Here is a 20,651-nt window from a genome sequence, read left to right on the forward strand (position 1 = left end):
GACGCTGTTTCAGTTGAACCAGCCGATGCGGGTGGCCCGGTCGACCCCGGCCAAACCACCGGCCCAGTAGGCGACGAGGCGTCCGAGGTTCGACCAGACCGCGAACGATTCCCGGAATACCCACTCCACTTCGCGCCGCTCGCCGCGGCCCCGGTCCTCGGTGTCGGCCGCCGCGTAGACCGAGACGTCCGGCACTTCTCCGAAGATCCGGAAGATTGCCCAGGACCTCGGCAGGTGGAACGGATCGGAGACGACCACGACGCGCTGCGGCGGCGTCTCCAGCATGTTCAGCGAAAAGACCGCGTTCTGGATGGTCGACTTCGCCCGCGGCTCGATCAGCGCGGCCTGACGCGGAAGGCCCTCGGCGCGCGCAACCTCGGACATGGCCCGCGCCGCCGAGGACACGGCGTGCCCGTAGCCGGTGAAGATCACGACCGGCGCGACGCCCGCGGCATAGAGGTCCGCGCAGGTCCGCGCGCGCCGGGTCGAGGCGCTGTCGGGCAATTCCCACCCCTGGTAGGACATTCCGGCGCCGAGGCAGACGATGGCATCCGCGGGCTCGGGCGGGGCGGCGTCGGCCGGCCAGAACACCTGAACGCCGAGAAGCGCCACGAACCCGGCGGCCCAGGTCAGAACACCGAGACGAAGCAGCTTGAAGAGCCGCTTCACTCCCACTCGATCGTGCCCGGCGGCTTGGAGGTGATGTCGTAGGTCACCCGGTTGATGCCCTTGACCTCGTTGATGATCCGCGTCGCGGTCTCGCCGAGGAACTCGTGGCTGAACGGGTAGTAGTCGGCGGTCATGCCGTCCACGCTCGTCACCGCGCGAAGGGCGCAGGCGTAATCGTAGGTCCGGCCGTCGCCCATCACGCCGACGGTCCGCACCGGCAGGATCGCGACGAAGGCCTGCCAGATCTCGTCGTAGAGCCCGTGCTTGCGGATCTGGTCGATATAGACCGCGTCGGCCTTGCGCAGGATCTCCAGCTTCTCGCGGGTGATCTCGCCGGGGCAGCGGATGGCGAGGCCGGGGCCGGGGAAGGGGTGGCGACCGATGAAACTGGCGGGCAGGCCCAGCTGATGCCCCAGCGCGCGGACCTCGTCCTTGAAGAGTTCGCGCAGCGGCTCCACCAGCTTCAGGCCCATCTTCTCGGGCAGGCCGCCCACGTTGTGATGCGACTTGATGGTGACCGAGGGGCCGCCCGAAAAGCTTACCGATTCAATGACATCGGGGTAGAGAGTACCCTGCGCCAGGAACTCCGCCCCGTCGATGCCGTCCGCATAGTGCTGGAACACGTCGATAAACAGTTTCCCGATCGTCTTCCGCTTCGTTTCCGGATCGGAAACACCGTCGAGCGCGGTCAGGAACCGCTCGCTCTCGTCGGCGTGGATGAGGGGAATGTTGTAGTGGTCGCGAAACATGGAGACCACTTCCTCGGCCTCGTTCTGGCGCAGGAGGCCGTGATCGACGAAGACGCAGGTCAGCTGATCGCCGATGGCCTCGTGGATCAGGACCGCGGCCACGGACGAGTCGACCCCGCCCGACAGCCCGCAGATCACCTTGGCGTCGCCCACCTGCTCGCGGATCTGGCGGATCGCCTCGTCGCGGTAGGCGGCCATGGTCCAGTCGCCCTTGAAGCCGGCGAGACGCACGAAGTTTTCATAGAGCGTCTTGCCGTTCGGGGTGTGATGCACCTCGGGATGGAACTGCACCGCGTAGAAGTTGCGGGACAGGTCGGCGGTGATGGCAAACGGCGCGCCGGGGGAGGTGGCGTAGACCTCGAACCCCGGGGCAAGGCGGCTCACGTGGTCGCCATGGCTCATCCAGACCTGTTCGCGGCCTTCGAGGAACCATCCGTTCAGCAGGTCGATGCGCTCTGCACCGTGCTCCACGTAGGCGCGGCCGAATTCCGCCGTCCCCTCGCCGCGCACGACCTTGCCGCCCAGCATCTCCATCATCACCTGCTGGCCGTAACAGATGCCGAGGATCGGAACGCCGAGGGCGAACACGGCCTCCGGCGGGCGGGGGGAGTCTTCGTCGATCACGCTGGCCGGGCCGCCCGAGAAGATCACGGCCTTCGGTGCGAACTCCGCAAGGAAGTCCCCGGTCACCTTCTGGAACGGGTGTATCTCGCAGTAGACGTTCAACTCGCGCAGGCGCCGCGCGATCAGTTGCGTGACCTGGCTGCCGAAGTCGATGATCAGCAGGCGTTCGTGATGGCGGGCGGGATCGGTGCTTTGCGTCATGGCAGAGCCTTAGGACCACGCACCGTCACGTGCAAGATGCGGCCTCGGTCAGGAGGCCAGAACGTTGACCAGCGTCGCGCCCACGATCCAGATGGCGAAGGCCAGCGCGATCGACAGGCCGAGGGAATAAAGCCCGCCGACGGCGCCCAGCAGGAATACGGCGACCCCTGTTCCGCCGACCAGCCCCATGAGCGGTGTCTTCTTTTTCTTCCAGTCCATACCTCGATCCTCCCTGCGTTCATTGTGCCAGACCGGGTGGCGATGCCCTTGATCCTGATCATTATGTCGCGTGGGCGTCGCGCGATGTCGCTTTCCCCCCCGGAATGCCGCAATCCGCACTCAGCGTTGCCAAGCGGCGGGATATCTCCCAGCGCACGAGCAAGGGCGCAATCGGAGGGGACGGCATGGCCGAGGCGGAACGTGTGGGACGGCGCGGGCGTGGCGGTGGCGGTGCGGCACGGCGGGCGGAACGCTCGGCGGTGCGCTTTGAAACCGCGCGGTTCATCGAACGCAACATCCCCAATCTCGAGATCCTGAACGAGGAAGCGCTCCAGATCATCGAGCACAATGCCGAGACGGTGCTCGAGGAGATCGGTGTCGCCTTCGTCGAGAATCCCGCCGCGCTGCAACGCTGGCGGGATGCCGGCGCGGATGTAAGCGGCGAACGCGTGCGCCTGCCGCGCGGCCTTGCCCGCAAGCTCTGCGAAACCGCGCCCTCGCGATTTACCCAGATCGCCCGGAACCCGGCGCGCAACGTCGAGATCGGCGGCAACTCCCTCGTCCTGGCGCCGGTCTACGGCCCGCCCTTCTGGCGCGACCTCGACAGCGGCCGGCGCTACGCGACGATGGCGGATTTCGAGACGCTGGTGAAACTGGGCTACATGTCGGAGTGGCTGCACCATTCCGGCGGAACGGTCTGCGAGCCCACCGACGTGCCGGTGAACAAGCGGCATTTCGACATGCTCTACGCGCACATGAGCCTGTCCGACAAACCCTTCATGGGCTCGGTGACGGAACCCTCGCGCGCCGCGGATTCGGTCGAGATGGCGAAGATCCTCTTCGGCGAGGATGTCGTCGATCAGAACTGCGTCATGACCTCCCTCATCAACATCAACTCGCCGCTGACCTTCGACAGCGTCATGATGGGCGCGCTCGAGGAATATGCCGCCGCGGGGCAGGCCTGCATCATCTCGCCCTTCATCGTCGGCGGCGCGATGGCGCCCGTCTCGGTCATGGGAACGCTCACGCAGGTTCTGGCCGAGGTGTTGGCCGGCGTCGCCTATTCGCAGCTGGTCCGGCCCGGCGCGCCCGCGATCTTCGGCGCCTTCGTGACCTCGATCGACATGAACTCCGGCGCGCCCACCTTCGGCACGCCCGAGGCGCAGCAGATCACCAATGGCGCGGGGCAGCTTGCCCGGCGTCTCGGGCTTCCCTACCGCTCGGGCGGGGCCTTCAACGGCTCCAAGCTGCCGGACGCACAGGCGGCCTATGAAAGCGCCAACTCGCTGCAGAACGCGCTTCTGTCGGGTGTGAACTTCATGCTGCACGCCTGCGGTTGGCTGGAGGGAGGGCTGGTGGCCAGCCCCGAGAAGTTCGTCATGGACGCCGACCAGCTCGGCATCCTGCACAAGTTCGCCGAAGGCGTGCCGATCGACGCGAACGCCCAGGCCATGGACGCGCTGCGCGAGGTCGGGCCGGGCGGTCACTTCCTGGGCTGCGCGCACACGCAGGCGAATTACCAGTCCGCCTTCTGGCGTACCAAGCTTCTCGATTACCGGCCCTATGAAACCTGGGCCGAGGATGGCGGGCACAGCACCTTCGAGCTGGCCTCGGCGCGGGTGCAGAAACTTCTGCGCGACTACCAGGCACCGATGCTCGATCCCGGCGTGGACGAGGCGCTCAAGGACTACGTCATCCGCCGCAAGGCCGAGATGCCGGACGCCTTCATCTGAGATCCCGCGTGGCGCGGTCCGGGCTTCGGACCGCCGCCGACATCAGCGCACTCATCACCTGGACGTGGCGGCGCGGCGAGTAGCCGGGTCCCCCGTCCAGCCGGGTGGCGTTCAGCGCCGCCTCCTCCGCAAGCAGCCGCGTCACGGGACGCCTTTGCGCACGCCGTGCGGCACAGGGCGCTGCGGCGGCGATCTGTGCGGCACGCACCAGAAGGGCAGGACGATGGAGCCGTGCAAGCACCTCGGCGAGATCGGACATCGGTGAACTCCAAGAAAGGTTTTTCCGGAGGTCGAGCCTGCGCCGGCCGGACCGCGCGTTGCGCCAAGCCGCCACGCGCCGGTCGCTCCCGTCCAATTGTTCATTATTGAGAAACAATTTTCTCAAATTGGATGGATTTTAACGATTCAGTAATCAATCCACGAAAATTCTGCCCCGGTCGATCAGGAACGCGAGGGGGACCGGGTCATGACTTCGACCCTGCCGGAGCGCTGTTCCGGCCTTTCCACACACATGCCGGGCTGGGTGCCCGAGGCGGCCTGCCAGTATCTCGCGCACGTCGCGGCGGGGCAGCCGCTCCGGCGCATCGCGGCGCTGGACGGGCAGGCGGCCTCGACCGTCTGCCGGCGTGTGCGCCGCATCGAGGCACGCCGGGACGACCCGTTGATCGATGAAGCGTTTGACGCCCTCGCGGCACTTGCCGTGCGGGCTGTCGGGCGCGCCAACGCACAACAGGAGTCCAAAGACATGACCGCGCCATTCCGTTCGCCGATTGTTTCCGATGAATCGACGATCTCCCGTGAAGCCCGCCGTATTCTCCGTCGTCTCTGCGAGACCGGCGCGATGCTGGCGGTCGCCCGGGACATGGAGAAATCCGTGGTTCTGCGGCCCGGTCCGGCCGGTGAGCAGACGCGAACCGCCGTTGTCGACCGCACGGTCGCCCAGGCCTTCGCGGTCAAGGACTGGATCGCCTGCGTGAAGCCGGGCCGGATCGCCCGCTACACGATCACGCCTGCGGGCAAGTCGGCGCTGAAGCGCCTGCTCGAGGAAGACCGTCGCCGCCGGTCCGCCATCGGCATGGCCGAACCGGCCGGCCTTTTCCAGGCGCAGCACGCAACCTGGGGCGAAGCCGAGATCTCCACCGGCGCGGGCCGGCGCGAGAAGGTCCGGGTGAACCTCTCCGAATGCCCGCTTGCGGCTTTCGCGCGCCGCAAAGGGCCCGATGGCAAACCGTTCCTGACCCCCGACCTCGTGCAGGCGGGCGAGAAGCTGCGCGAGGACTTCGAGCGCGCGCAGATGGGGCCGCGGACCGGACAGAACTGGGAGCGTTTCCTGACCGCCGGCACCGACCGGGGCCATTTCTCGTCCGATGCCGGCCTTGCCGAGGGACCGCGCGCCGCGCGCGAGCGGGTGTCGGCGGCCCTGGACGATCTCGGGCCGGGCCTGTCGGACATCGTGCTGCGGGTCTGCTGTTTCCTCGAAGGGATCGAATCGGCCGAACGTCGGCTCAACTGGTCGGCGCGGTCGGGCAAGGTCGTGCTGAAGATCGGGCTGCAGCGCCTTCTGAAGCATTACGAGGATCGCTACGGCTTCGTGCCCGCGCTCCGGGAGTAGGGGCCTTGCGTGCCGCGCAACCCGCCTGTGCGCAAGTTGCGCGGTTACATTCGCCGCGTCCTCGATTATTTAAGGGTGAACAATCTGCCCGAGGATCCGCGAGACATCCATGCGTGACCTGAAGTTGCCCGATCAGCGCCACCCCGAGAAGGCGCATCGCGCCGACAACGCCCAGCCCAAGAAACCCTCGTGGATCCGGGTCAAGGCGCCCGTGGGCGAGGGATATCGCAAGACGCACCAGATCATGCGCGAGCACAAGCTGGTGACGGTCTGCGAGGAGGCGGGTTGCCCCAATGCCGGCGAATGCTGGAGCCAGGGGCACGCGACCATGATGATCATGGGCGAGATCTGCACGCGGGGCTGCACCTTCTGCAACGTGGCCACGGGCCGGCCGCAGGACCTCGACCTGTTCGAGCCGGGGCGCGTCGCGGACGCGGTCCAGAAGCTCGGGCTGAACCATGTCGTCATCACGTCCGTCGACCGCGACGACCTCGAAGATGGCGGCGCGGAACATTTCGCCATGACGATCCGCGCGATCCGCAAGCGTTCGCCGGAGACCACGATCGAGATCCTGACGCCGGACTTCCTGAAATGCGACGCCGGTGCGCTGGAAGTCGTGGTGGAGGCCAAGCCCGATGTCTTCAACCACAACCTCGAGACCGTGCCCGGCCTCTACCCCGAGGTGCGGCCAGGGGCGCGCTATTTCCACTCGCTTCGGCTGCTGCAGCGGGTGAAGGAACTCGACCCGTCGATGTTCACGAAGTCGGGCATCATGGTCGGCCTCGGCGAGGACCGCCAATCGGTCCTGCAGGTGATGGACGACATGCGCGCTGCGGATATCGATTTCCTGACCATCGGCCAGTACCTGCAGCCGACGCCCAAGCATCACGCCGTCGATCGTTTCGTGCATCCCGACGAGTTCGCCGCCTACGAGAAGGCGGCCTACGGCAAGGGCTTCCTCATGGTCTCGGCCACGCCGCTGACGCGGTCGAGCTACCATGCGGGCGACGATTTCGCCCGGCTGCGCGCGGCGCGGCTGCAGAAGCTCGGGATCGCCTGAGGCCTCGGTCGGGCCGATGATGCGTCACGTTTTTTTCAGGGGGCTCGCCGCGACGCTGACGGCGACCCTTTCGATGTCGGCGTCTCTGTCCGCGCAGGGCATCGACGCCGCCCGCGCAGCCTTCGCCGAGGGCCGCTTCGAGGAGGCGGCGCGCATCTCCCGTCCGCTGGCCGAGGCGGGCGCGGCCGAGGCGCTGGCGATCCTCGGCCTGCTCGCGCGGGATGGCGATGCGCCCGATCCCGCGACGGCCCTCACGCTCTTGCAGACGGCGGCGGCGTCGGGGTCGGTCACGGCCGCCGTCGCGCTTGGCCGGGCGCTGGAGGAAGGCGCACTGGGTTTGGACGTTGACCCCTCGGCGGCCGCCCGCCTTTACGAACAGGCGGCGGGTCTGGGAAGCCGGGCAGCGGAGGTCAACCTGATCCAGCTCATCGCCTCGGGCGTTTTCGGGCGGCCCGACTGGGCCTCGCTCCGGGCGCGGCTCGACGTGCTGGCGGCCGAAGAGACACCGGGCGCGGCGACGGCGCTGGCCGGGATCCTGGCGACGGGGCAGGCGGGCGATGCGGAGCCTGACCGCGCCCGTGCACTGGCCGAGGCCGCCGTGGCAAGGGGCGAGGCGGGTGCGCTTCGGCTTCTGTCCTGGATGCGGCTTCAGGGGGTGGGCGGCCCGCCGGACCCCTCGGGCGGGCGCGCGGGGCTTGCCATGGCCGCGGAGGCCGGGGATGCGGCGGCGGCGACCGATCTGGGCCTTCTGCACCGCGATGGCGGGGCGGGTCTTGCACCGCGCCCGACGCGGGCCGCGGACTGGTTCGCCCGCGGCGCGGAAGCGGGCGATGGCTGGGGCGCGTACCACCTCGCCCGGATGCTGTCCGACGGTGACGAGGCGGTGCCCGACGATCCCGAGCGCGCGCTGTCGCTTCTCTCGCTCGCCGACGCCCGCGGCATCGGAACGGCGACGCACCGGCTGGCGCTTGCGTATTGGGACGGGATCGGAACTCAGGTCGACCACCTCGCGGCCCGGGCGGCGATGGAGCGTGCGGCGGCCCTTGGCCTGCCCGAGGCGCTGAACGATCTCGGCGTCATGGTGGAGACCGGTGTGGGCGCCTTGCCCGATCCCGGGGCGGCGCCGGCGCTCTACGAAGCTTCGGCGCGGGCCGGCTACGTGCTGGGCGGATGGAACCTCGCCGATCTCCTGCTGAACGACGGTATCGCACCGGTCGACCGGGCCGAAGGCTATGCCTGGTGCCTCTGGGCCATGTCGCACGAGACGGATGAGGCGCTTCTGCAGGGCTACCGCGAGAGTTGCGCGGCCCATGCCGCGGGCCTCGCCCCAGACGAGCGTGCCGAGGCCGCCGCGCGCTTCCGCGCCCTTCCACCGCCCGGGGCTACTCCGCCGGAGGCAGCGCCTTGAGATAGGCCGCGATCGCCAGCCGGTCGGCATCCGAAAGGTTGGCGAGGTTGCGGATGACGTCCGCCATGTGTCCGCCCGCACTGTCGAAGGAGGGCGTGAACCCGTCGGCGAGATAGGCGGCGATCTCTGCCTCGCTCCATCTCAGTTCGTCGGGCGTGAGCGGGGGGATCGTGCCGGTGCCGGAGGGGTTCGGCGCACCCGTCATCCACGCCGCCCGGTCGAGCCCGCCGAGCGCGTCGCGCGGCGTATGGCATTCGGCGCAATGGGCCAGCGCCTCGGCGAGGTAGCGGCCGCGCTCCGCCTCGGCGCTCAGCTCGCCGGTCACGGTGAAGCCGTCGGGCATGTTGAGAAGGTTCCAGACCCCGACCGTCCGCCGGATCGAGAAGGGGAAGCCGATGTCGTGGGGCAGGGACGGCGTGTCGGAGGCTGGCAGCGTCTGCCAGAAGGCCCAGAGATCGGCGAGGTCCTGACGCTCCGCCAGGCGATAGGCGGTGTAGGGGAAGGCCGGGTAGTAGTTGCGGCCCTCGGGGCTGACGCCTTCCTGCAGCGCGGTCACGAAATCGGCGAAGGACCACGCGCCGATGCCGTGCTCGGGGTCCATCGAGATGTTCGGGGCACGGAAGGTGCCGAAATCCGACGGGAAGGCGCGGCCACCCGACAGCACGAGCCTGTCTTCCCCGCGCGCCTCCTCCGGGGCGTGGCACGATGCGCAGCCCGCCGCCCAGAACACCGCCTCGCCCGCCACGGCATCGCCGCTCAGCCCCGCAAGCTCTTCCGGCGGAACGCGCGCCGGAAGCGTCAGGTAGAACAGGATGCCGAGCACGGCGACCGCGACGGCGAGAAAGAGGAGGAAAACGCGGCGCATGGACAGGACGGGCCAGGGCGCGGGGCCCCGGCCCGAAGTGCCTTACTGCGACTGCCGGAAGTCGTCGTGGCAGGCCCCGCAGGTACCGCCGAGCGGCCCGAGCGCGGCCTGTACCGCCTCCAGCCCGTCGCCGGCGACGGCGGCCAGGCCCGTGGCCGCGGCCCCGAAGGCCACGTAGTCCTCGGTGAAGCCGGCCATGTTCTCCCAGATCGCGGGCAGGGCGCGCGAGCCGTCGAGCGAGAAATTGTCGGTGCCTTCGGGCCAGCTGAAACGCTGGTCGATCTGCGACAGGGCCACGAGGTTGTTGGCCGCTGCCTGCGCCGCTTCCGCATCGTATTCGGTATTGCCGCGCGCCATGCCGGCGAGAACGCCGATGTTCAGCGCCATGGCGTCCATCTGCCCCTGGCGGGCCTGGACGGGCGCGGGAAGGTCCTGCGCAAAGGCGGACGGAGCGGATGTGGCCAGTGCGGCAAGCGCCGCGAGGCCGAAGGCTGTTTTACGGATGGTCATGGTCACTATGGCTCCCTGTGGGTGGCAAAACGTTGGACGCTCCGGGTAGGACGGTAAGGTGGTGACGGCATGCGTCAACCTAAGCTTCTGTGAACGCCCGCACGGACCCTGTGCAGAACGCGGCGAAGCCGGCCTACGGCGCGGTGAAACGCGGACCGCGCGGCACCCGCTCGGGCGTCAGCCATTCGGGCCATCCGAAGACCAGTTCGATCGCCGCGAAGGCGAGGCCGATGCCGATGACGACCGCGAAGGCGATCTGCTGCCTGCGCGATGGGGGCCTGCGCGCCCACAGGAGCATCCGGATCAGGAAGGGCGGCATCAGCCCGCGGGCGCACGCATCCGCACCTTGCCGATATAGGGCAGGTTCCGGTTGCGCTGCGCGTAGTCGATCCCGTAGCCGACCACGAACTCGTCGGGGATCTCGAAACCGGTCCAGTCGGCGCGGATGTCCACCTCGCGCCGCGTCGGCTTGTCCAGAAGCGCGATGGTCTTGAGCCGCGCGGGACCCTTGGAGCGCAGGAGGTTCACCACATGCGCCAGCGTGTGGCCGGTGTCGACGATATCCTCGACGACCAGCACGTCGCGCCCTGCGATCTCGCCGCGCAGGTCCTTGATGATGCGGACCTCGCGCGAGCTTTCCATCGCGTTGCCGTAGGAGGAGGCCTCGAGGAAATCGACCTCGACGGGCAGGTCGATCTCGCGCACGAGGTCGGCGATGAAGACGAAGGACCCGCGCAGAAGGCCGACGACGACCAGTTTCTCGGTGCCGGCGAAATCCGCCTCGATCTCGCGGGCGAGTTCCTCGATCCGTGCCGCGATGGACTTCGCCGAGATCATCTGGATGACCTGGTAGTCGGGGATCTGCCCGGGCTGCGCCATCATGTCCCCCTGCCGAAACTTGCCGCAAAGCTTGATTTCCGGACGCGTATTTATGACATGGCGCTGGCAGGCGAAAGAAGAAAGGCGAGGCATGCCCGCCCATTCCGAGACCCGGAAACTGCCATACACGGCCGCGCAGATGTACGCGCTCGTGGCCGACGTGGCGCGTTATCCCCAGTTCATTCCATGGATCGCCGCTTCGCGCGTGCGGTCCGTGACGCCCGAGGGGGATACGGAAGTGATGCTCGCGGACCTCATCGTGGGCTTCAAGATGTTCCGCGAGCGGTTCCTGTCGCGCGTCACGATGTGGCCCGGGACCCGCCGCATCGACACCGAGTACATCGAGGGGCCGTTCCGGCACATGCACTCCACCTGGGCCTTCCGCGACCTGCCCGAAGGCGGCTGCGAGGTGGCCTTCGACGTGGATTTCGAGTTCCGCAACAAGCTTTTGCAGGGGGCGGCGGGGCTCTTTTTCCACGAGGCGATGCAGCGGATCGTGCGCGCCTTCGAGGCGCGCGCCCGCGATCTCTACGGCAAGGGCGCCGCGAGCGCCTGAGCCCGCCTCAGCCGAGCGCGTCCAGCACCAGCTTCAAGGCGTGGTCGACGCTGGCCCGCCGGACGGCGTCGCGGCCGAGCGCGCCGAATTCCACGGTTTGCGTGGTCACGCCGTCCCCGGTCGCCAGCCCGAAGCACACCCGGCCCTCGGGCTTCTGCCCGGACCCTCCGGGGCCCGCGATGCCGGTCACGGAGACGGCGATCCGGGCATGGGATAGGGCCAGCGCGCCCTGCGCCATCTCGGCGGCCACCGGTTCGGACACCGCGCCATGGGTGGCGAGCGTCGCCTCCGCGACGCCCAGCATTTCCATCTTGGCCGCGTTGGAATAGGTGACGAAGCCTCTGTCGAGCGCCCTGGACGAACCCGGCACGTCGGTGACGGCCGCGGCGATCAGGCCGCCGGTGCAGCTTTCGGCGGTGACGAGCATCCAGCCGCGCGCCGTCAGGGTCTCGACGACTTCCCGCGCGCTCATGAGCCGAGGATCATCGGGACATGGGCGACGACCGCCGCGACCGCGACCACGAGCGCCGCCATCCAGCCCGCGATCAGGTCGTCGGCCATGACGCCCATGGCGCCCTCCTGCCGGTCGGCCCATCCCACCGGCCCGGGTTTCCAGATGTCGAAGACGCGGAAGGCGAGGAAGGCGGTCACAATCCCCGGCCAGAGGTCGAGAAAGCCGACGCCCGCGAAGACCGCGCCGTAGGAGACCGGCCAGAGCGCGATCCACTGGCCCGCGACCTCGTCGATGACGATCTCGGAAGGGTCCTTGTCGGCGCGTCCCGCCGTCTCGCGCGCCACAGCCCACCAGCCGACCACGGTGACCGCGACGGTCGCCGCGGCAAAAAGCCAGAAGCCGCCGAGCACATGCACCGCCCAGGCCAGCGGAAGGGCGACGAGGCTGCCCCAGGTTCCGGGCGCGGGGCGCAGGTAGCCGATGCCGGCCAGCGTGGCGACAAGCCGGCTCATGGCTTCACCAGCGTCACGGTGGCCAGCGCCGCGATCCCTTCCTCACGACCCGTGAAGCCGAGCCGTTCCGTTGTCGTGGCCTTGACCGACACGCGGTCGACACCGATCCGCAAAAGGGATGCCAGCGCCGCGCGCATCTCGGCGGCATGGGGCCCGATCTTCGGCCGTTCGCAGACGAGCGTCAGGTCCGCGTGGGTGATGACGAAGCCCCTGTCGGCCGCCAGATCGACGGCGTGGGTCAGGAAGATGTGGCTTTCGGCACCCTTCCACTGCGGATCGGAGGGCGGGAAATGCGTGCCGATGTCGCCTTCGGCCAACGCGCCGTAGATCGCGTCGGTGACCGTGTGCAGGCCCACGTCGGCGTCGGAATGGCCCTGAAGCGCGCGGTCATGCGGGATCTTCAGACCGCACAGGACAACGTGATCCCCCGGTCCGAAGCGGTGCACGTCGTAGCCGTTGCCGGTACGGATATCCATCGTCTCTCCATCGTTCAGGAAGCGCGCGGCCCGGGCGAAATCGCCGGGCGCGGTGATCTTCATGTTGGCCTCGTCGCCTGGCGTGATCGCCACGGCAAGGCCATGGGCGCGGGCAACCTCCACGTCATCGGCGGCGGGGCCGCCGCGCGCGGCATGGGCGGCATGGGCCGCGCGGATCGCCTCCAGCCGGAAGCCCTGCGGCGTCTGCGCCCGCCAGAGGCCCTCGCGGTTCTCGGTGCCGTCCACCGTCTCCGCCCCGCGCCAGAGCGCGTCGGTGACGGGCAGCGCGGGGGCCGCGCCTTCGTGGGTTTCAAGCGCCGCGAGAACGCCGTCGATCACGGTACGCGGCACCAGCGGGCGCGCGGCGTCGTGGATCAGCACGAAGGGGAACCGGCCAGAAAGTGCGGCAAGCCCCGCCCGGACGGAGGCGTCGCGACTCGCACCGCCTTCCACATCGGCAAGCGGCTTCTTCGCGGTGATCCCGGCGGCGGCGTAGTGCCCGGCATCCTCGCTGTTGCGGACAACGACGATCTCGCCCACGCAGGGGTGCGCATCGAAGGCCTCGACCGTGCGGGCGAGCACGGTTCTTCCGAACAGGCCTCTGTATTGCTTGGGTAATCCACCGCCCGCGCGCAGTCCGCGACCGGCCGCGACGATCACCGCGGCGGCGACGGGAGTGGTGGGAGTCGTGGCCTCGTCCGACATGGACCGTGGTGTAGGGGCAAAGCGTCAGACGCACAATGCGGCGCGGCGACTGCCTAAAAATTGTGCGACATGGTCAAAACCTGTACTGCAGTCCGGGGCTCGGTTTGAAAGTCCGGGCTTTTCTTTGAACTCTCCGGGTTCGCGCACTATCGACAGTAACGCATGCACAAGGATTGAGCATTTGTCTGTTTCACTGGCAGGGATGGAGCTGACACCGCCCGTGTTCCTCGCGCCGATGGCCGGGATCACGGATCTGCCGTTCCGTCGGCTGGTCGCCTCCTTCGGGGCGGGCCTCGTCGTCTCGGAGATGGTGGCGAGCCGGGAAATGGTCGAGGCCAAGCCGTCCGTTCGCGCGCGCGCCGAGCTTGGGTTCGGCGAGGCGGCGACTGCCGTGCAGCTGGCCGGCCGCGAGGCGCACTGGATGGCGGAGGCCGCGCGCATCGCCGAGGGGCAGGGCGCGCGGATCATCGACATCAACATGGGCTGCCCGGCCAAGAAGGTCGTCGGCGGTCTGTCCGGCTCCGCACTGATGCGGAACCTCGACCATGCGCTGTCGCTGATCGAGGCCGTGGTCGGTGCGGTCTCCGTCCCCGTGACGCTCAAGACACGGCTGGGCTGGGATGGCGACTGCCTGAACGCGGCCGAACTTGCGTCGCGCGCCGAGGGTGCGGGCGTGGCGATGGTGACGATCCACGGCCGCACCCGCTGTCAGTTCTACAAGGGCGCGGCCGACTGGGCCGCCATCCGGCAGGTCAAGGACGCCGTGACGATCCCGGTCATCGCCAATGGTGACATCCTCGACGCCGAAGCCGCTGCGCGCGCACGGTCCTTGTCGGGCGCCGATGGCGTCATGATCGGCCGCGGCGCGCAGGGACGGCCCTGGGCGCTGGCCGAGATCGGCGCGGCGCTTTTCGGGACCGCGACGCCCAGGGTGCCCCGTGGCCAGGACTTCGCCGCCATGGTCGCCGGCCATTACGAGGACATGCTGGCCTTCTATGGCACCGCGCTCGGCCTGCGCGTCGCGCGCAAGCATCTCGGCTGGTACATGGACACCGCCGGCACGCCCTCGTGTCTGCGCCGCCGCCTCCTGACCGAAGGCGACCCGCGGCTTGTCCTGCGTCTTCTTCCGCTGGCGCTGACCGCGGAACCGGAGGCGGCCGCGGCATGACCGAGGTGACGCAATCTTTGTGGGTCTCGCTGCCTGTGCCCGCGCTCATCGTGGATGCACAGGACCGGATCTGCGACGTGAACCCCGCGGCCGAGACCTTTCTCAACGCCTCCAAGAAGTCGCTCGACGGTCATCCGGTCTGGGACAAGATCTTCGTCGATGCGCCGCTGGAGGAAGCGTTCGGGCGCATCCGCGAGGGTCACTCCGCGCTTTTCGTCAACGCCGTCGATGTCGGCACCGGCAGCCGCAAGCCCGTCTCCTGCGACGTGCAGATCGCGCCGCTCGCCGACAAGCCCGACCATGTGCTGGTGCTGCTCGAGAACCGGGAACTGGCCGGGCGGCTCGACCGGGCGATGCATTCGAAATCGGCCGCGAAATCCGCGATCGGCATGGCCGAGATGCTGGCCCACGAGATCAAGAACCCGCTGGCCGGCATCACCGGCGCGGCGCAGCTCATCTCGATGAGCGCGACCGGCGAGGAGCGGGAGCTGACCGATCTGATCGTCGAGGAAACCCGCCGTATCCTCAAGCTCCTCAGCCAGGTGGAGGAATTCGGCAATGTCCGTCCGCCCGAGCGGCGCGCGGTCAACATCCACGACGTGCTCGACCGGGCGCGCAAGCTCGCCGCCGTGGGGTTCGCCGCGCATATGGAGATCGAGGACGACTACGACCCCTCGCTGCCGCCCACTTGGGGCGATCCCGACCAGTTGCAGCAGGTTTTCCTCAACCTCCTCAAGAACGCCGCCGAAGCCGGGCGGCACGGTGGCACGATCCGCATCCGCACCTTCTACGAGCTTTCGCTGAAGGTCCGCCGCAAGGACGGCACCGGCGCCGCCGTGCCGCTTCAGGTCGAGGTGATCGACGACGGCCCCGGCATCCCGCCGGAAATCGCCTCGGACATCTTCGAGCCCTTCGTCTCGGGGCGTGAGAACGGCACGGGCCTCGGGCTCGCGCTGATCTCCAAGATCATATCGGACCATGACGGCTGGATCGCGGTCGATTCCGTGCCGGGCCGCACCGTCTTCCGCATCTCCCTTCCCATCGCGCCGCGCGAGGTTTCGCAATGAGCGCCAATTCCCTGACCACCGGAGCATTCTGACATGGACGGTACCGTTCTCGTCGCCGACGACGACCGCACAATCCGCACGGTCCTGACCCAGGCGCTGACCCGCGCGGGCTGCAAGGTGCATGCGACCTCGAGCCTGATGACGCTGATGCGCTGGGTCGAGGAGGGGAAGGGCGACCTCGTGATCTCCGACGTCATCATGCCCGACGGCAACGGGCTCGAGACGCTGCCGCAGATTTCCGAGCGGCGCCCGGGCCTGCCCGTCATCATCATCTCGGCGCAGAACACAATCATGACGGCGATCCAGGCCACCGAGGCCGACGCCTACGACTACCTGCCGAAGCCCTTCGATCTGCCCGACCTGATGAAGCGGGCGGCCCGCGCGCTCGACCAGAAGCGCCGCGCCACGCCCGCCGTGCGCACCCCGTCCGAGCCGGTCCCATCGGCGCAGGAGGATCTGCCCCTGGTGGGCCGGACGCCGTCGATGCAGGCGCTCTACCGGCTTGTGGCCCGTGTGATGAACACCGACCTTCCGGTTCTCATCACCGGCGAGAGCGGGACCGGCAAAAGCCTGATTGCGCGGGCGATCCACGACTTCTCGGACCGACGGACGCTGCCGTTCGTGGTGGCCTCGCCGGGCGACCTGGAGGGGATGGACGGGCCATCGGCGGTGCTTGCACGGGCGCGGGGCGGCTCGATCCTGTTCGACGAGGTGGGCGATCTGGGCGAGCTGGCGCAAGGCAAGATCGTGCGGATGCTCGACGCGATGGGCGACAGCGCGCCGCGCGTGATGGCCACCAGCCAGAAGGACCTGATGGAGCGGATGGAGGCCGGCGAGTTCCGGCAGGACCTGTTCTACCGCCTCGGCGGCGTGACCATCTCGGTTCCCTCCCTGCGCGAACGGGTCGACGATATCCCGTTGCTGGCCAACCATTTCCTCGCCCGGGCCGAGCGCGACGGAACCACCGTCCGGCGCTTTGCCAACGACGCGATGGACCTGATCCGCGCCTATTCCTGGCCGGGCAACGTGCGTCAGCTGGAAAACACCATCCGCCGGCTCACCGTCACCAGCCCGTCCGAGGAGATCACGCGCGCAGAGATCGAGATGGTTCTCGGCTCCCAGCCGGCGATCGAGCCGCTGATGGGCGGGGGGGCTGGCGACAAGCTCTCGGCCTCCGTCGGCAAACACCTGCGCCGCTATTTCGACCTGCATGGCGGAGTGTTGCCGCCGCCCGGTCTCTATGCCCGGATCCTGCGCGAGGTGGAGATGCCGCTTATCGAAATCGCGCTGGAAGCCACCGGCGGCAACCAGGCTAAATGTGCGGAGCTTCTCGGGATCAACCGCAATACTTTGCGAAAAAAGATCACCGATCTGGATATTCGCGTGACACGGCGCCGCAAGTTGATGTAAAAGCGCAACAGGCACGTGGCAGAATAGGCACGGCCGCCAAACGCTCCGGCGGATCATCCGCGGACCTTGGGGGAGCAGTGGCAGAGCGTGGTTGAACGTCCAGCCGACAGGCCGGCGCCCTCGTTGATGGAGCGCCTTTCGCACATGCGCAGGCAGCGCAAGTGGCGTTCCGCCGGGACGCTCGGCCTCGTGCTGCTCGGGCCTGCGCTGGCCATGGCGACGTTTCTCGTTCTCGGTCCGCTGGCCGAGTCGGTCGTCACGCCGGCCTTGCGCCTCGTGCTGCTGGCCGACCTCGTCTACATTCTCGTCGTCGCCGCGCTCGTCCTGCGGGAGGTCGCCCGGATCGTCGCTTCCCGCCGCGCGCGCTCGGCCGGATCGCGGCTCCATCTTAGGCTGACGGGTGTCTTCACGATCGTGGCGCTGGTGCCCACGATCCTCGTCGCCGTCTTCGCCACGATCACTGTGAACATGGGCCTCGAGGGCTGGTTCTCCGACCGGGTATCGACCGCACTTGGCAATTCGGTGGATGCCGCCGTCGCCTACCAGCAGGAGCACCGCGACGACCTGTCCGAGGACGCCCGCGCGCTGGCGGCCTTCCTCAACCTCAACCGGCGGGCCGCGCCCTTCCTGACCGACGGCGAGTTGCGGCAGCTGCTGAGCCAGGGGCAGGGGCGGATCCAGCGGGGCCTTCGCGAGGCTTTCGTGATCGATGGCGGCGGCGAGATCCGGGCGCGGGGCGAACGCTCCTACCTGTTCGATTTCGAGCGTCCCGACGACGAAGCGCTGTCGCGCGCCGAGGCGGGCGAACTTGTCCTCATCGAGGACCGGGCGCAGAACGAGTTCCGCGCGCTCCTGCGGCTCGACGCCTTCCCGGACCGGTATCTCTATGTCAGCCGCGACGTGGACGGCGAGATCATCGCGCTTCTCGACGAGACCCAGCAGACGGTCCAGCTCTATCGCCAGCTGGAACTTGACCGGGGGCGGGTGCTGTTCGAGTTCGGCCTCCTCTACCTCGGCTTCGCGATCATCATGGTTCTGGCCGCGATCTGGCTGGGCCTGTGGTTCGCCGAACGGTTGTCGCGCCCCGTGGGCCGTCTGGCCAGTGCCGCGCAGCGCGTGGGTCAGGGCGACCTCGATGTCCGCGTGGAGGAAGAGCAGACCGACGACGAGATCGCCATGCTCGGCCAGCTGTTCAACCAGATGACGCGGCAGCTGAAGGGCCAGCGCGACACGCTGATCGAGCAGAACGCGGCGACGGAGGCGCGGCGGCGGCTGTTCGATTCGGTGCTGACCAGCGTCACGGCCGGTGTCATCGGGTTGAACGCCGAGGGACGGATAGACTTCATGAACCGCTCCGCGCTCCGGCTTCTGGGCCTGGTGGATCAGCGCGATTCCGGCCTGTCGCTTCAGGCCGCCGTGCCGGAATTCGCGGCCCTCTTCGAGCGTCTCACCTCCAGCTTCAGCGAGAGCGTGCAGGAGGAGATCAAGCTGACGCGGAAGGGAAAACAGGAAAGCCTGCTCGTCCGCATGGCCACGCGGCGCAATACCGAGGGAACGCTCGAGGGCTACGTGGTCGCCTTCGACGACGTGACCGACCTGGTGTCGGCGCAGCGAATGGCGGCCTGGGGGGATGTGGCGCGCCGCATCGCCCACGAGATCAAGAACCCGCTTACGCCGATCCAGCTGTCGGCGGAACGGATCAAGCGCAAGTTCGCCCGCCATCTGTCCGAAGACGACGCGGCCCAACTGGAGCAGATGACCGAAGTCGTCGTGCGCCAGACCAACGACCTCAGGCGTATCGTGGACGAGTTCTCGAAATTCGCCCGCATGCCCGAGCCGGAGACCCGCGCCGAGGATGCAGTCCAGCTTCTGCGCGAGGCGGTGACGCTGCAGAAGGCGGGGCAGCCCGGCGTGGTCTTCACTGTGTCCCTGCCGGAAGAGCCGGTCATGGCCGAGCTGGACGCCACGATGATCGGACAAGCGCTGACGAACCTCATGAAGAACGGCGGAGAGGCCATTGAAAGCCTTGTGGAAAAAGGCGCGCCGGAAGGTTTCCGCCCCGAGCTTCGCGTGCGGATGACCACGACGCCCGACACGCTGGTCGTCGAGATCGCGGACAACGGCATCGGCCTGCCGCCGGACCGTGCGAAGCTGTTCGAGCCTTACGTGACGACACGCGAGAAGGGCACGGGCCTCGGCCTGCCCATCGTCAAGAAGATCGTCGAGGAGCATGGCGGGACGCTGGAGCTCGTCGATGCCGAGGAATTTTCAGAAGGCGCGCATCGCGGTGCGATGGCGCGTATCACTTTGCCGCGGCTTCAGGCCGAAACCCGGGAGGGATAGATGTCCGACATTCTGGTGGTCGACGACGAGCGGGATATCCGCGAACTGATCTGCGACATCCTCGAGGACGAGGGGTTCACGACCCGACGGGCGGGGACCTCGGACGAGTGCATGGCCGAGCTGAACAAGGCCGCGCCAAGCCTTATGGTCCTCGATATCTGGCTGAAAGACAGCAGCATGGACGGGATCGACATCCTGAAACATGTGCGCCAGGACAACCCCGACGTGCCCGTCGTCATCATATCGGGCCACGGCAACATCGAGATCGCTGTCGCGGCGATCAAGCAGGGGGCCTACGACTTCATCGAAAAGCCCTTCAACATTGACCAGCTTCTCGTGGTGATCCGCCGGGCGATGGAAACCTCGCGCCTGAGGCGGGAAAATTCGCAGCTGCGCCGGCAGGAGGTCCGCGCGACCGACATGGTCGGGTCCTCCGCCGGCATCCGGACGCTGAAGTCGCAGCTGGACAAGGTCACGAAGTCGAACGGCCGGGTGATGCTGACGGGCGGGCCGGGGTCCGGCAAGGAAGTGGCCGCGCGCTGGATCCACGCGAATTCCAACCGCGCGGGCGCCCCCTTCGTCACGGTCTCGTCCGCCGCGATCCAGCCCGACCACATGGAGGAGGTGCTGTTCGGCCGCGAAAGCCCCGAACGCGGTGTGGAACAGGGGCTTCTGGAACAGGCCCATGGCGGGGTGATCTACTTTGACGAGGTCGCGGACATGCCGCTCGGCACGCAGTCCAAGATCCTGCGCGTCCTCGTCGACCAGAGCTTTACCCGCGTGGGCGGGACCGCGAAGGTCCGGGTCGACCTGCGCGTGATCTCGTCCACCACCCGCGATCTCCTCGCCGAGATTGCCGCGGGCCGCTTCCGCGAGGAGCTCTATCACCGGCTGAACGTGGTGCCGATCGAGGTTCCGCCGCTGGAGGACCGGCGCGAGGACATCCCCGAACTGGCCCGCCATTTCATCGAGACCTTCAACCGCGACCAGGGCCTGCCGCTGCGCGAGCTTGGCGAGGACGCGGTCGCCATGCTGCAGACGATGAGCTGGCCCGGCAACGTCCGGCAATTGCGCAACGTGGTCGAGCGGGTGCTGATCCTGGGCGAGGGGACCGGTCCCATCGAGGCGCGCGACCTGCCGAGCCCCACCGATCACCGGTCCGACGGCGAGGGCGACCTGTCGCTCTCGGCCTCGCTCACCACGCTGCCCCTGCGCGAGGCCCGCGAACTGTTCGAGCGTCACTACCTCATGGCGCAGATCAACCGCTTCGGCGGCAACATATCCCGGACCGCGAGCTTCGTCGGAATGGAGCGTTCGGCCCTGCACAGAAAGCTGAAATCGCTGGGCGTAGTGACCTCCAACAAGGCCGGAAGCCGCGTGGCGGAAGTCGAGGAAGACTAGGCTGCCTCCGCCGGCTCGATTGACGCCCGA

21 protein-coding genes are annotated in these 20,651 nt (G+C 68.2%); 10 read left to right on the forward strand and 11 right to left on the reverse strand.

The features are described 5' to 3' along the window. Positions 1-9: 9 nt before the first annotated feature. Genes N8I71_RS03350 through N8I71_RS03360 form a run of 3 tightly spaced genes read right to left on the reverse strand, consistent with a single transcriptional unit; the run spans position 10 to position 2,462 of the window. The gene (locus tag N8I71_RS03350; RefSeq protein WP_262876513.1) at positions 10-669 is read right to left on the reverse strand and encodes a YdcF family protein; all 660 of its coding nucleotides are present in this window, start codon (positions 667-669) and stop codon (positions 10-12) included. After that, positions 666-2,243 carry a glutamine-hydrolyzing GMP synthase gene (gene guaA, locus N8I71_RS03355; RefSeq protein ID WP_262876514.1) on the reverse strand — a complete coding sequence of 526 codons (1,578 nt, stop codon included), beginning with the start codon at positions 2,241-2,243 and terminating at the stop codon, positions 666-668. The genes N8I71_RS03350 and guaA overlap by 4 nt, the downstream gene beginning before the upstream one ends. 48 nt (positions 2,244-2,291) lie before the next feature. Then, the gene (locus N8I71_RS03360; RefSeq protein ID WP_262876515.1) at positions 2,292-2,462 is read right to left on the reverse strand and encodes a hypothetical protein; all 171 of its coding nucleotides are present in this window, start codon (positions 2,460-2,462) and stop codon (positions 2,292-2,294) included. A gap of 185 nt (positions 2,463-2,647) precedes the next feature. On the opposite strand from N8I71_RS03360, the gene N8I71_RS03365 reads away from it, so the two are divergent. Continuing rightward, positions 2,648-4,195 (forward strand): trimethylamine methyltransferase family protein, encoded by a 1,548-nt coding sequence (locus N8I71_RS03365; RefSeq protein ID WP_262876516.1) that lies wholly within the window; start codon positions 2,648-2,650, stop codon positions 4,193-4,195. Here the strand turns inward: N8I71_RS03365 and N8I71_RS03370 are convergent. Continuing rightward, the gene (locus N8I71_RS03370; protein WP_262876517.1) at positions 4,188-4,454 is read right to left on the reverse strand and encodes a DUF6477 family protein; all 267 of its coding nucleotides are present in this window, start codon (positions 4,452-4,454) and stop codon (positions 4,188-4,190) included. The two genes, N8I71_RS03365 and N8I71_RS03370, sit on opposite strands and share 8 nt — an antisense overlap. Positions 4,455-4,661: 207 nt before the next feature. On the opposite strand from N8I71_RS03370, the gene N8I71_RS03375 reads away from it, so the two are divergent. The 3 genes from N8I71_RS03375 to N8I71_RS03385 all read left to right on the forward strand — a co-directional run bounded on the left by N8I71_RS03375 (position 4,662) and on the right by N8I71_RS03385 (position 8,275). Then, complete coding sequence (locus N8I71_RS03375) at positions 4,662-5,807, forward strand: DUF6456 domain-containing protein (protein WP_262876518.1); 1,146 nt, start codon at positions 4,662-4,664, stop codon at positions 5,805-5,807. A gap of 109 nt (positions 5,808-5,916) precedes the next feature. Beyond that, positions 5,917-6,867 carry a lipoyl synthase gene (gene lipA, locus N8I71_RS03380; RefSeq protein ID WP_262876519.1) on the forward strand — a complete coding sequence of 317 codons (951 nt, stop codon included), beginning with the start codon at positions 5,917-5,919 and terminating at the stop codon, positions 6,865-6,867. A 19-nt stretch (positions 6,868-6,886) separates the two neighbouring features. After that, on the forward strand, positions 6,887-8,275 hold the full coding sequence (locus tag N8I71_RS03385; RefSeq protein ID WP_262876520.1) for a tetratricopeptide repeat protein: 1,389 nt from the start codon (positions 6,887-6,889) through the stop codon (positions 8,273-8,275). On the opposite strand, the gene N8I71_RS03390 is transcribed toward N8I71_RS03385, so the two are convergent. From N8I71_RS03390 to hpt, 4 genes are all read right to left on the reverse strand, one after another. Further along, on the reverse strand, positions 8,250-9,140 hold the full coding sequence (locus tag N8I71_RS03390; RefSeq protein ID WP_262876521.1) for a cytochrome c: 891 nt from the start codon (positions 9,138-9,140) through the stop codon (positions 8,250-8,252). The genes N8I71_RS03385 and N8I71_RS03390 overlap by 26 nt on opposite strands. Before the next feature lie 42 nt (positions 9,141-9,182). Continuing rightward, positions 9,183-9,650: a c-type cytochrome gene (locus N8I71_RS03395; RefSeq protein ID WP_262876522.1), complete on the reverse strand. Its 468-nt coding sequence runs from the start codon at positions 9,648-9,650 to the stop codon at positions 9,183-9,185. Between the two features lie 133 nt (positions 9,651-9,783). Beyond that, the gene (locus N8I71_RS03400) at positions 9,784-9,969 is read right to left on the reverse strand and encodes a hypothetical protein (protein WP_262876523.1); all 186 of its coding nucleotides are present in this window, start codon (positions 9,967-9,969) and stop codon (positions 9,784-9,786) included. Further along, complete coding sequence (gene hpt, locus N8I71_RS03405; protein ID WP_262876524.1) at positions 9,969-10,529, reverse strand: hypoxanthine phosphoribosyltransferase; 561 nt, start codon at positions 10,527-10,529, stop codon at positions 9,969-9,971. The genes N8I71_RS03400 and hpt overlap by 1 nt, the downstream gene beginning before the upstream one ends. A gap of 91 nt (positions 10,530-10,620) precedes the next feature. On the opposite strand from hpt, the gene N8I71_RS03410 reads away from it, so the two are divergent. Continuing rightward, positions 10,621-11,085 (forward strand): type II toxin-antitoxin system RatA family toxin, encoded by a 465-nt coding sequence (locus N8I71_RS03410; RefSeq protein WP_262876525.1) that lies wholly within the window; start codon positions 10,621-10,623, stop codon positions 11,083-11,085. A gap of 7 nt (positions 11,086-11,092) precedes the next feature. Here the strand turns inward: N8I71_RS03410 and N8I71_RS03415 are convergent, their stop codons facing one another. The 3 genes from N8I71_RS03415 to N8I71_RS03425 are packed head-to-tail and all read right to left on the reverse strand — an operon-like array spanning position 11,093 to position 13,232. Beyond that, a complete protein-coding gene (locus tag N8I71_RS03415; RefSeq protein ID WP_262876526.1) occupies positions 11,093-11,557 on the reverse strand; it encodes a CinA family protein in 465 nt (154 codons plus the stop codon). Then, positions 11,554-12,051 carry a phosphatidylglycerophosphatase A family protein gene (locus N8I71_RS03420; RefSeq protein ID WP_262876527.1) on the reverse strand — a complete coding sequence of 166 codons (498 nt, stop codon included), beginning with the start codon at positions 12,049-12,051 and terminating at the stop codon, positions 11,554-11,556. Before N8I71_RS03420 ends, N8I71_RS03415 begins: the two co-directional genes overlap by 4 nt. Next, a complete protein-coding gene (locus N8I71_RS03425) occupies positions 12,048-13,232 on the reverse strand; it encodes a bifunctional 2-C-methyl-D-erythritol 4-phosphate cytidylyltransferase/2-C-methyl-D-erythritol 2,4-cyclodiphosphate synthase (protein ID WP_262876528.1) in 1,185 nt (394 codons plus the stop codon). Before N8I71_RS03425 ends, N8I71_RS03420 begins: the two co-directional genes overlap by 4 nt. A 202-nt stretch (positions 13,233-13,434) precedes the next feature. On the opposite strand from N8I71_RS03425, the gene dusB reads away from it, so the two are divergent. The 5 genes from dusB (at position 13,435) to ntrX (ending at position 20,621) form a co-directional block, all read left to right on the forward strand. Next, positions 13,435-14,400: a tRNA dihydrouridine synthase DusB gene (gene dusB, locus N8I71_RS03430; protein WP_262876529.1), complete on the forward strand. Its 966-nt coding sequence runs from the start codon at positions 13,435-13,437 to the stop codon at positions 14,398-14,400. Continuing rightward, a complete protein-coding gene (locus tag N8I71_RS03435; RefSeq protein WP_262876530.1) occupies positions 14,397-15,467 on the forward strand; it encodes a two-component system sensor histidine kinase NtrB in 1,071 nt (356 codons plus the stop codon). The genes dusB and N8I71_RS03435 overlap by 4 nt, the downstream gene beginning before the upstream one ends. Positions 15,468-15,500: 33 nt before the next feature. Continuing rightward, the gene (locus N8I71_RS03440; RefSeq protein WP_262876531.1) at positions 15,501-16,877 is read left to right on the forward strand and encodes a sigma-54 dependent transcriptional regulator; all 1,377 of its coding nucleotides are present in this window, start codon (positions 15,501-15,503) and stop codon (positions 16,875-16,877) included. Between the two features lie 126 nt (positions 16,878-17,003). Beyond that, positions 17,004-19,220, forward strand: coding sequence for a sensor histidine kinase NtrY-like (locus tag N8I71_RS03445; RefSeq protein ID WP_262876532.1), 2,217 nt, complete (start codon positions 17,004-17,006; stop codon positions 19,218-19,220). After that, entirely contained in the window at positions 19,221-20,621 is a 1,401-nt protein-coding gene (ntrX, locus tag N8I71_RS03450; protein ID WP_262876533.1) for a nitrogen assimilation response regulator NtrX, read from the forward strand. The last annotated feature ends 30 nt before the right edge of the window (positions 20,622-20,651 follow it).

The sequence above is a fragment of the Roseicyclus sediminis genome (assembly GCF_025515305.1).
GTDB classification, from domain to species: domain Bacteria; phylum Pseudomonadota; class Alphaproteobacteria; order Rhodobacterales; family Rhodobacteraceae; genus Roseibacterium; species Roseibacterium sediminis.

What these genes read in the sequence shown, in the direction of transcription:
- N8I71_RS03435 (WP_262876530.1), top strand. Translation starts at nt 14,397, where the DNA reads ATGACCGAGGTGACGCAATCTTTGTGGGTCTCGCTGCCTGTGCCCGCG.
- N8I71_RS03385 (WP_262876520.1), top strand. Translation starts at nt 6,887, where the DNA reads ATGCGTCACGTTTTTTTCAGGGGGCTCGCCGCGACGCTGACGGCGACC.
- dusB (WP_262876529.1), top strand. Translation starts at nt 13,435, where the DNA reads ATGGAGCTGACACCGCCCGTGTTCCTCGCGCCGATGGCCGGGATCACG.
- N8I71_RS03395 (WP_262876522.1), bottom strand. Translation starts at nt 9,650, where the DNA reads ATGACCATCCGTAAAACAGCCTTCGGCCTCGCGGCGCTTGCCGCACTG.
- ntrX (WP_262876533.1), top strand. Translation starts at nt 19,221, where the DNA reads ATGTCCGACATTCTGGTGGTCGACGACGAGCGGGATATCCGCGAACTG.
- N8I71_RS03390 (WP_262876521.1), bottom strand. Translation starts at nt 9,140, where the DNA reads ATGCGCCGCGTTTTCCTCCTCTTTCTCGCCGTCGCGGTCGCCGTGCTC.
- N8I71_RS03365 (WP_262876516.1), top strand. Translation starts at nt 2,648, where the DNA reads ATGGCCGAGGCGGAACGTGTGGGACGGCGCGGGCGTGGCGGTGGCGGT.
- N8I71_RS03420 (WP_262876527.1), bottom strand. Translation starts at nt 12,051, where the DNA reads ATGAGCCGGCTTGTCGCCACGCTGGCCGGCATCGGCTACCTGCGCCCC.
- N8I71_RS03360 (WP_262876515.1), bottom strand. Translation starts at nt 2,462, where the DNA reads ATGGACTGGAAGAAAAAGAAGACACCGCTCATGGGGCTGGTCGGCGGA.
- N8I71_RS03400 (WP_262876523.1), bottom strand. Translation starts at nt 9,969, where the DNA reads ATGCCGCCCTTCCTGATCCGGATGCTCCTGTGGGCGCGCAGGCCCCCA.
- N8I71_RS03375 (WP_262876518.1), top strand. Translation starts at nt 4,662, where the DNA reads ATGACTTCGACCCTGCCGGAGCGCTGTTCCGGCCTTTCCACACACATG.
- hpt (WP_262876524.1), bottom strand. Translation starts at nt 10,529, where the DNA reads ATGGCGCAGCCCGGGCAGATCCCCGACTACCAGGTCATCCAGATGATC.
- N8I71_RS03440 (WP_262876531.1), top strand. Translation starts at nt 15,501, where the DNA reads ATGGACGGTACCGTTCTCGTCGCCGACGACGACCGCACAATCCGCACG.
- N8I71_RS03370 (WP_262876517.1), bottom strand. Translation starts at nt 4,454, where the DNA reads ATGTCCGATCTCGCCGAGGTGCTTGCACGGCTCCATCGTCCTGCCCTT.
- N8I71_RS03445 (WP_262876532.1), top strand. Translation starts at nt 17,004, where the DNA reads ATGGAGCGCCTTTCGCACATGCGCAGGCAGCGCAAGTGGCGTTCCGCC.
- guaA (WP_262876514.1), bottom strand. Translation starts at nt 2,243, where the DNA reads ATGACGCAAAGCACCGATCCCGCCCGCCATCACGAACGCCTGCTGATC.
- N8I71_RS03415 (WP_262876526.1), bottom strand. Translation starts at nt 11,557, where the DNA reads ATGAGCGCGCGGGAAGTCGTCGAGACCCTGACGGCGCGCGGCTGGATG.
- lipA (WP_262876519.1), top strand. Translation starts at nt 5,917, where the DNA reads ATGCGTGACCTGAAGTTGCCCGATCAGCGCCACCCCGAGAAGGCGCAT.
- N8I71_RS03410 (WP_262876525.1), top strand. Translation starts at nt 10,621, where the DNA reads ATGCCCGCCCATTCCGAGACCCGGAAACTGCCATACACGGCCGCGCAG.
- N8I71_RS03425 (WP_262876528.1), bottom strand. Translation starts at nt 13,232, where the DNA reads ATGTCGGACGAGGCCACGACTCCCACCACTCCCGTCGCCGCCGCGGTG.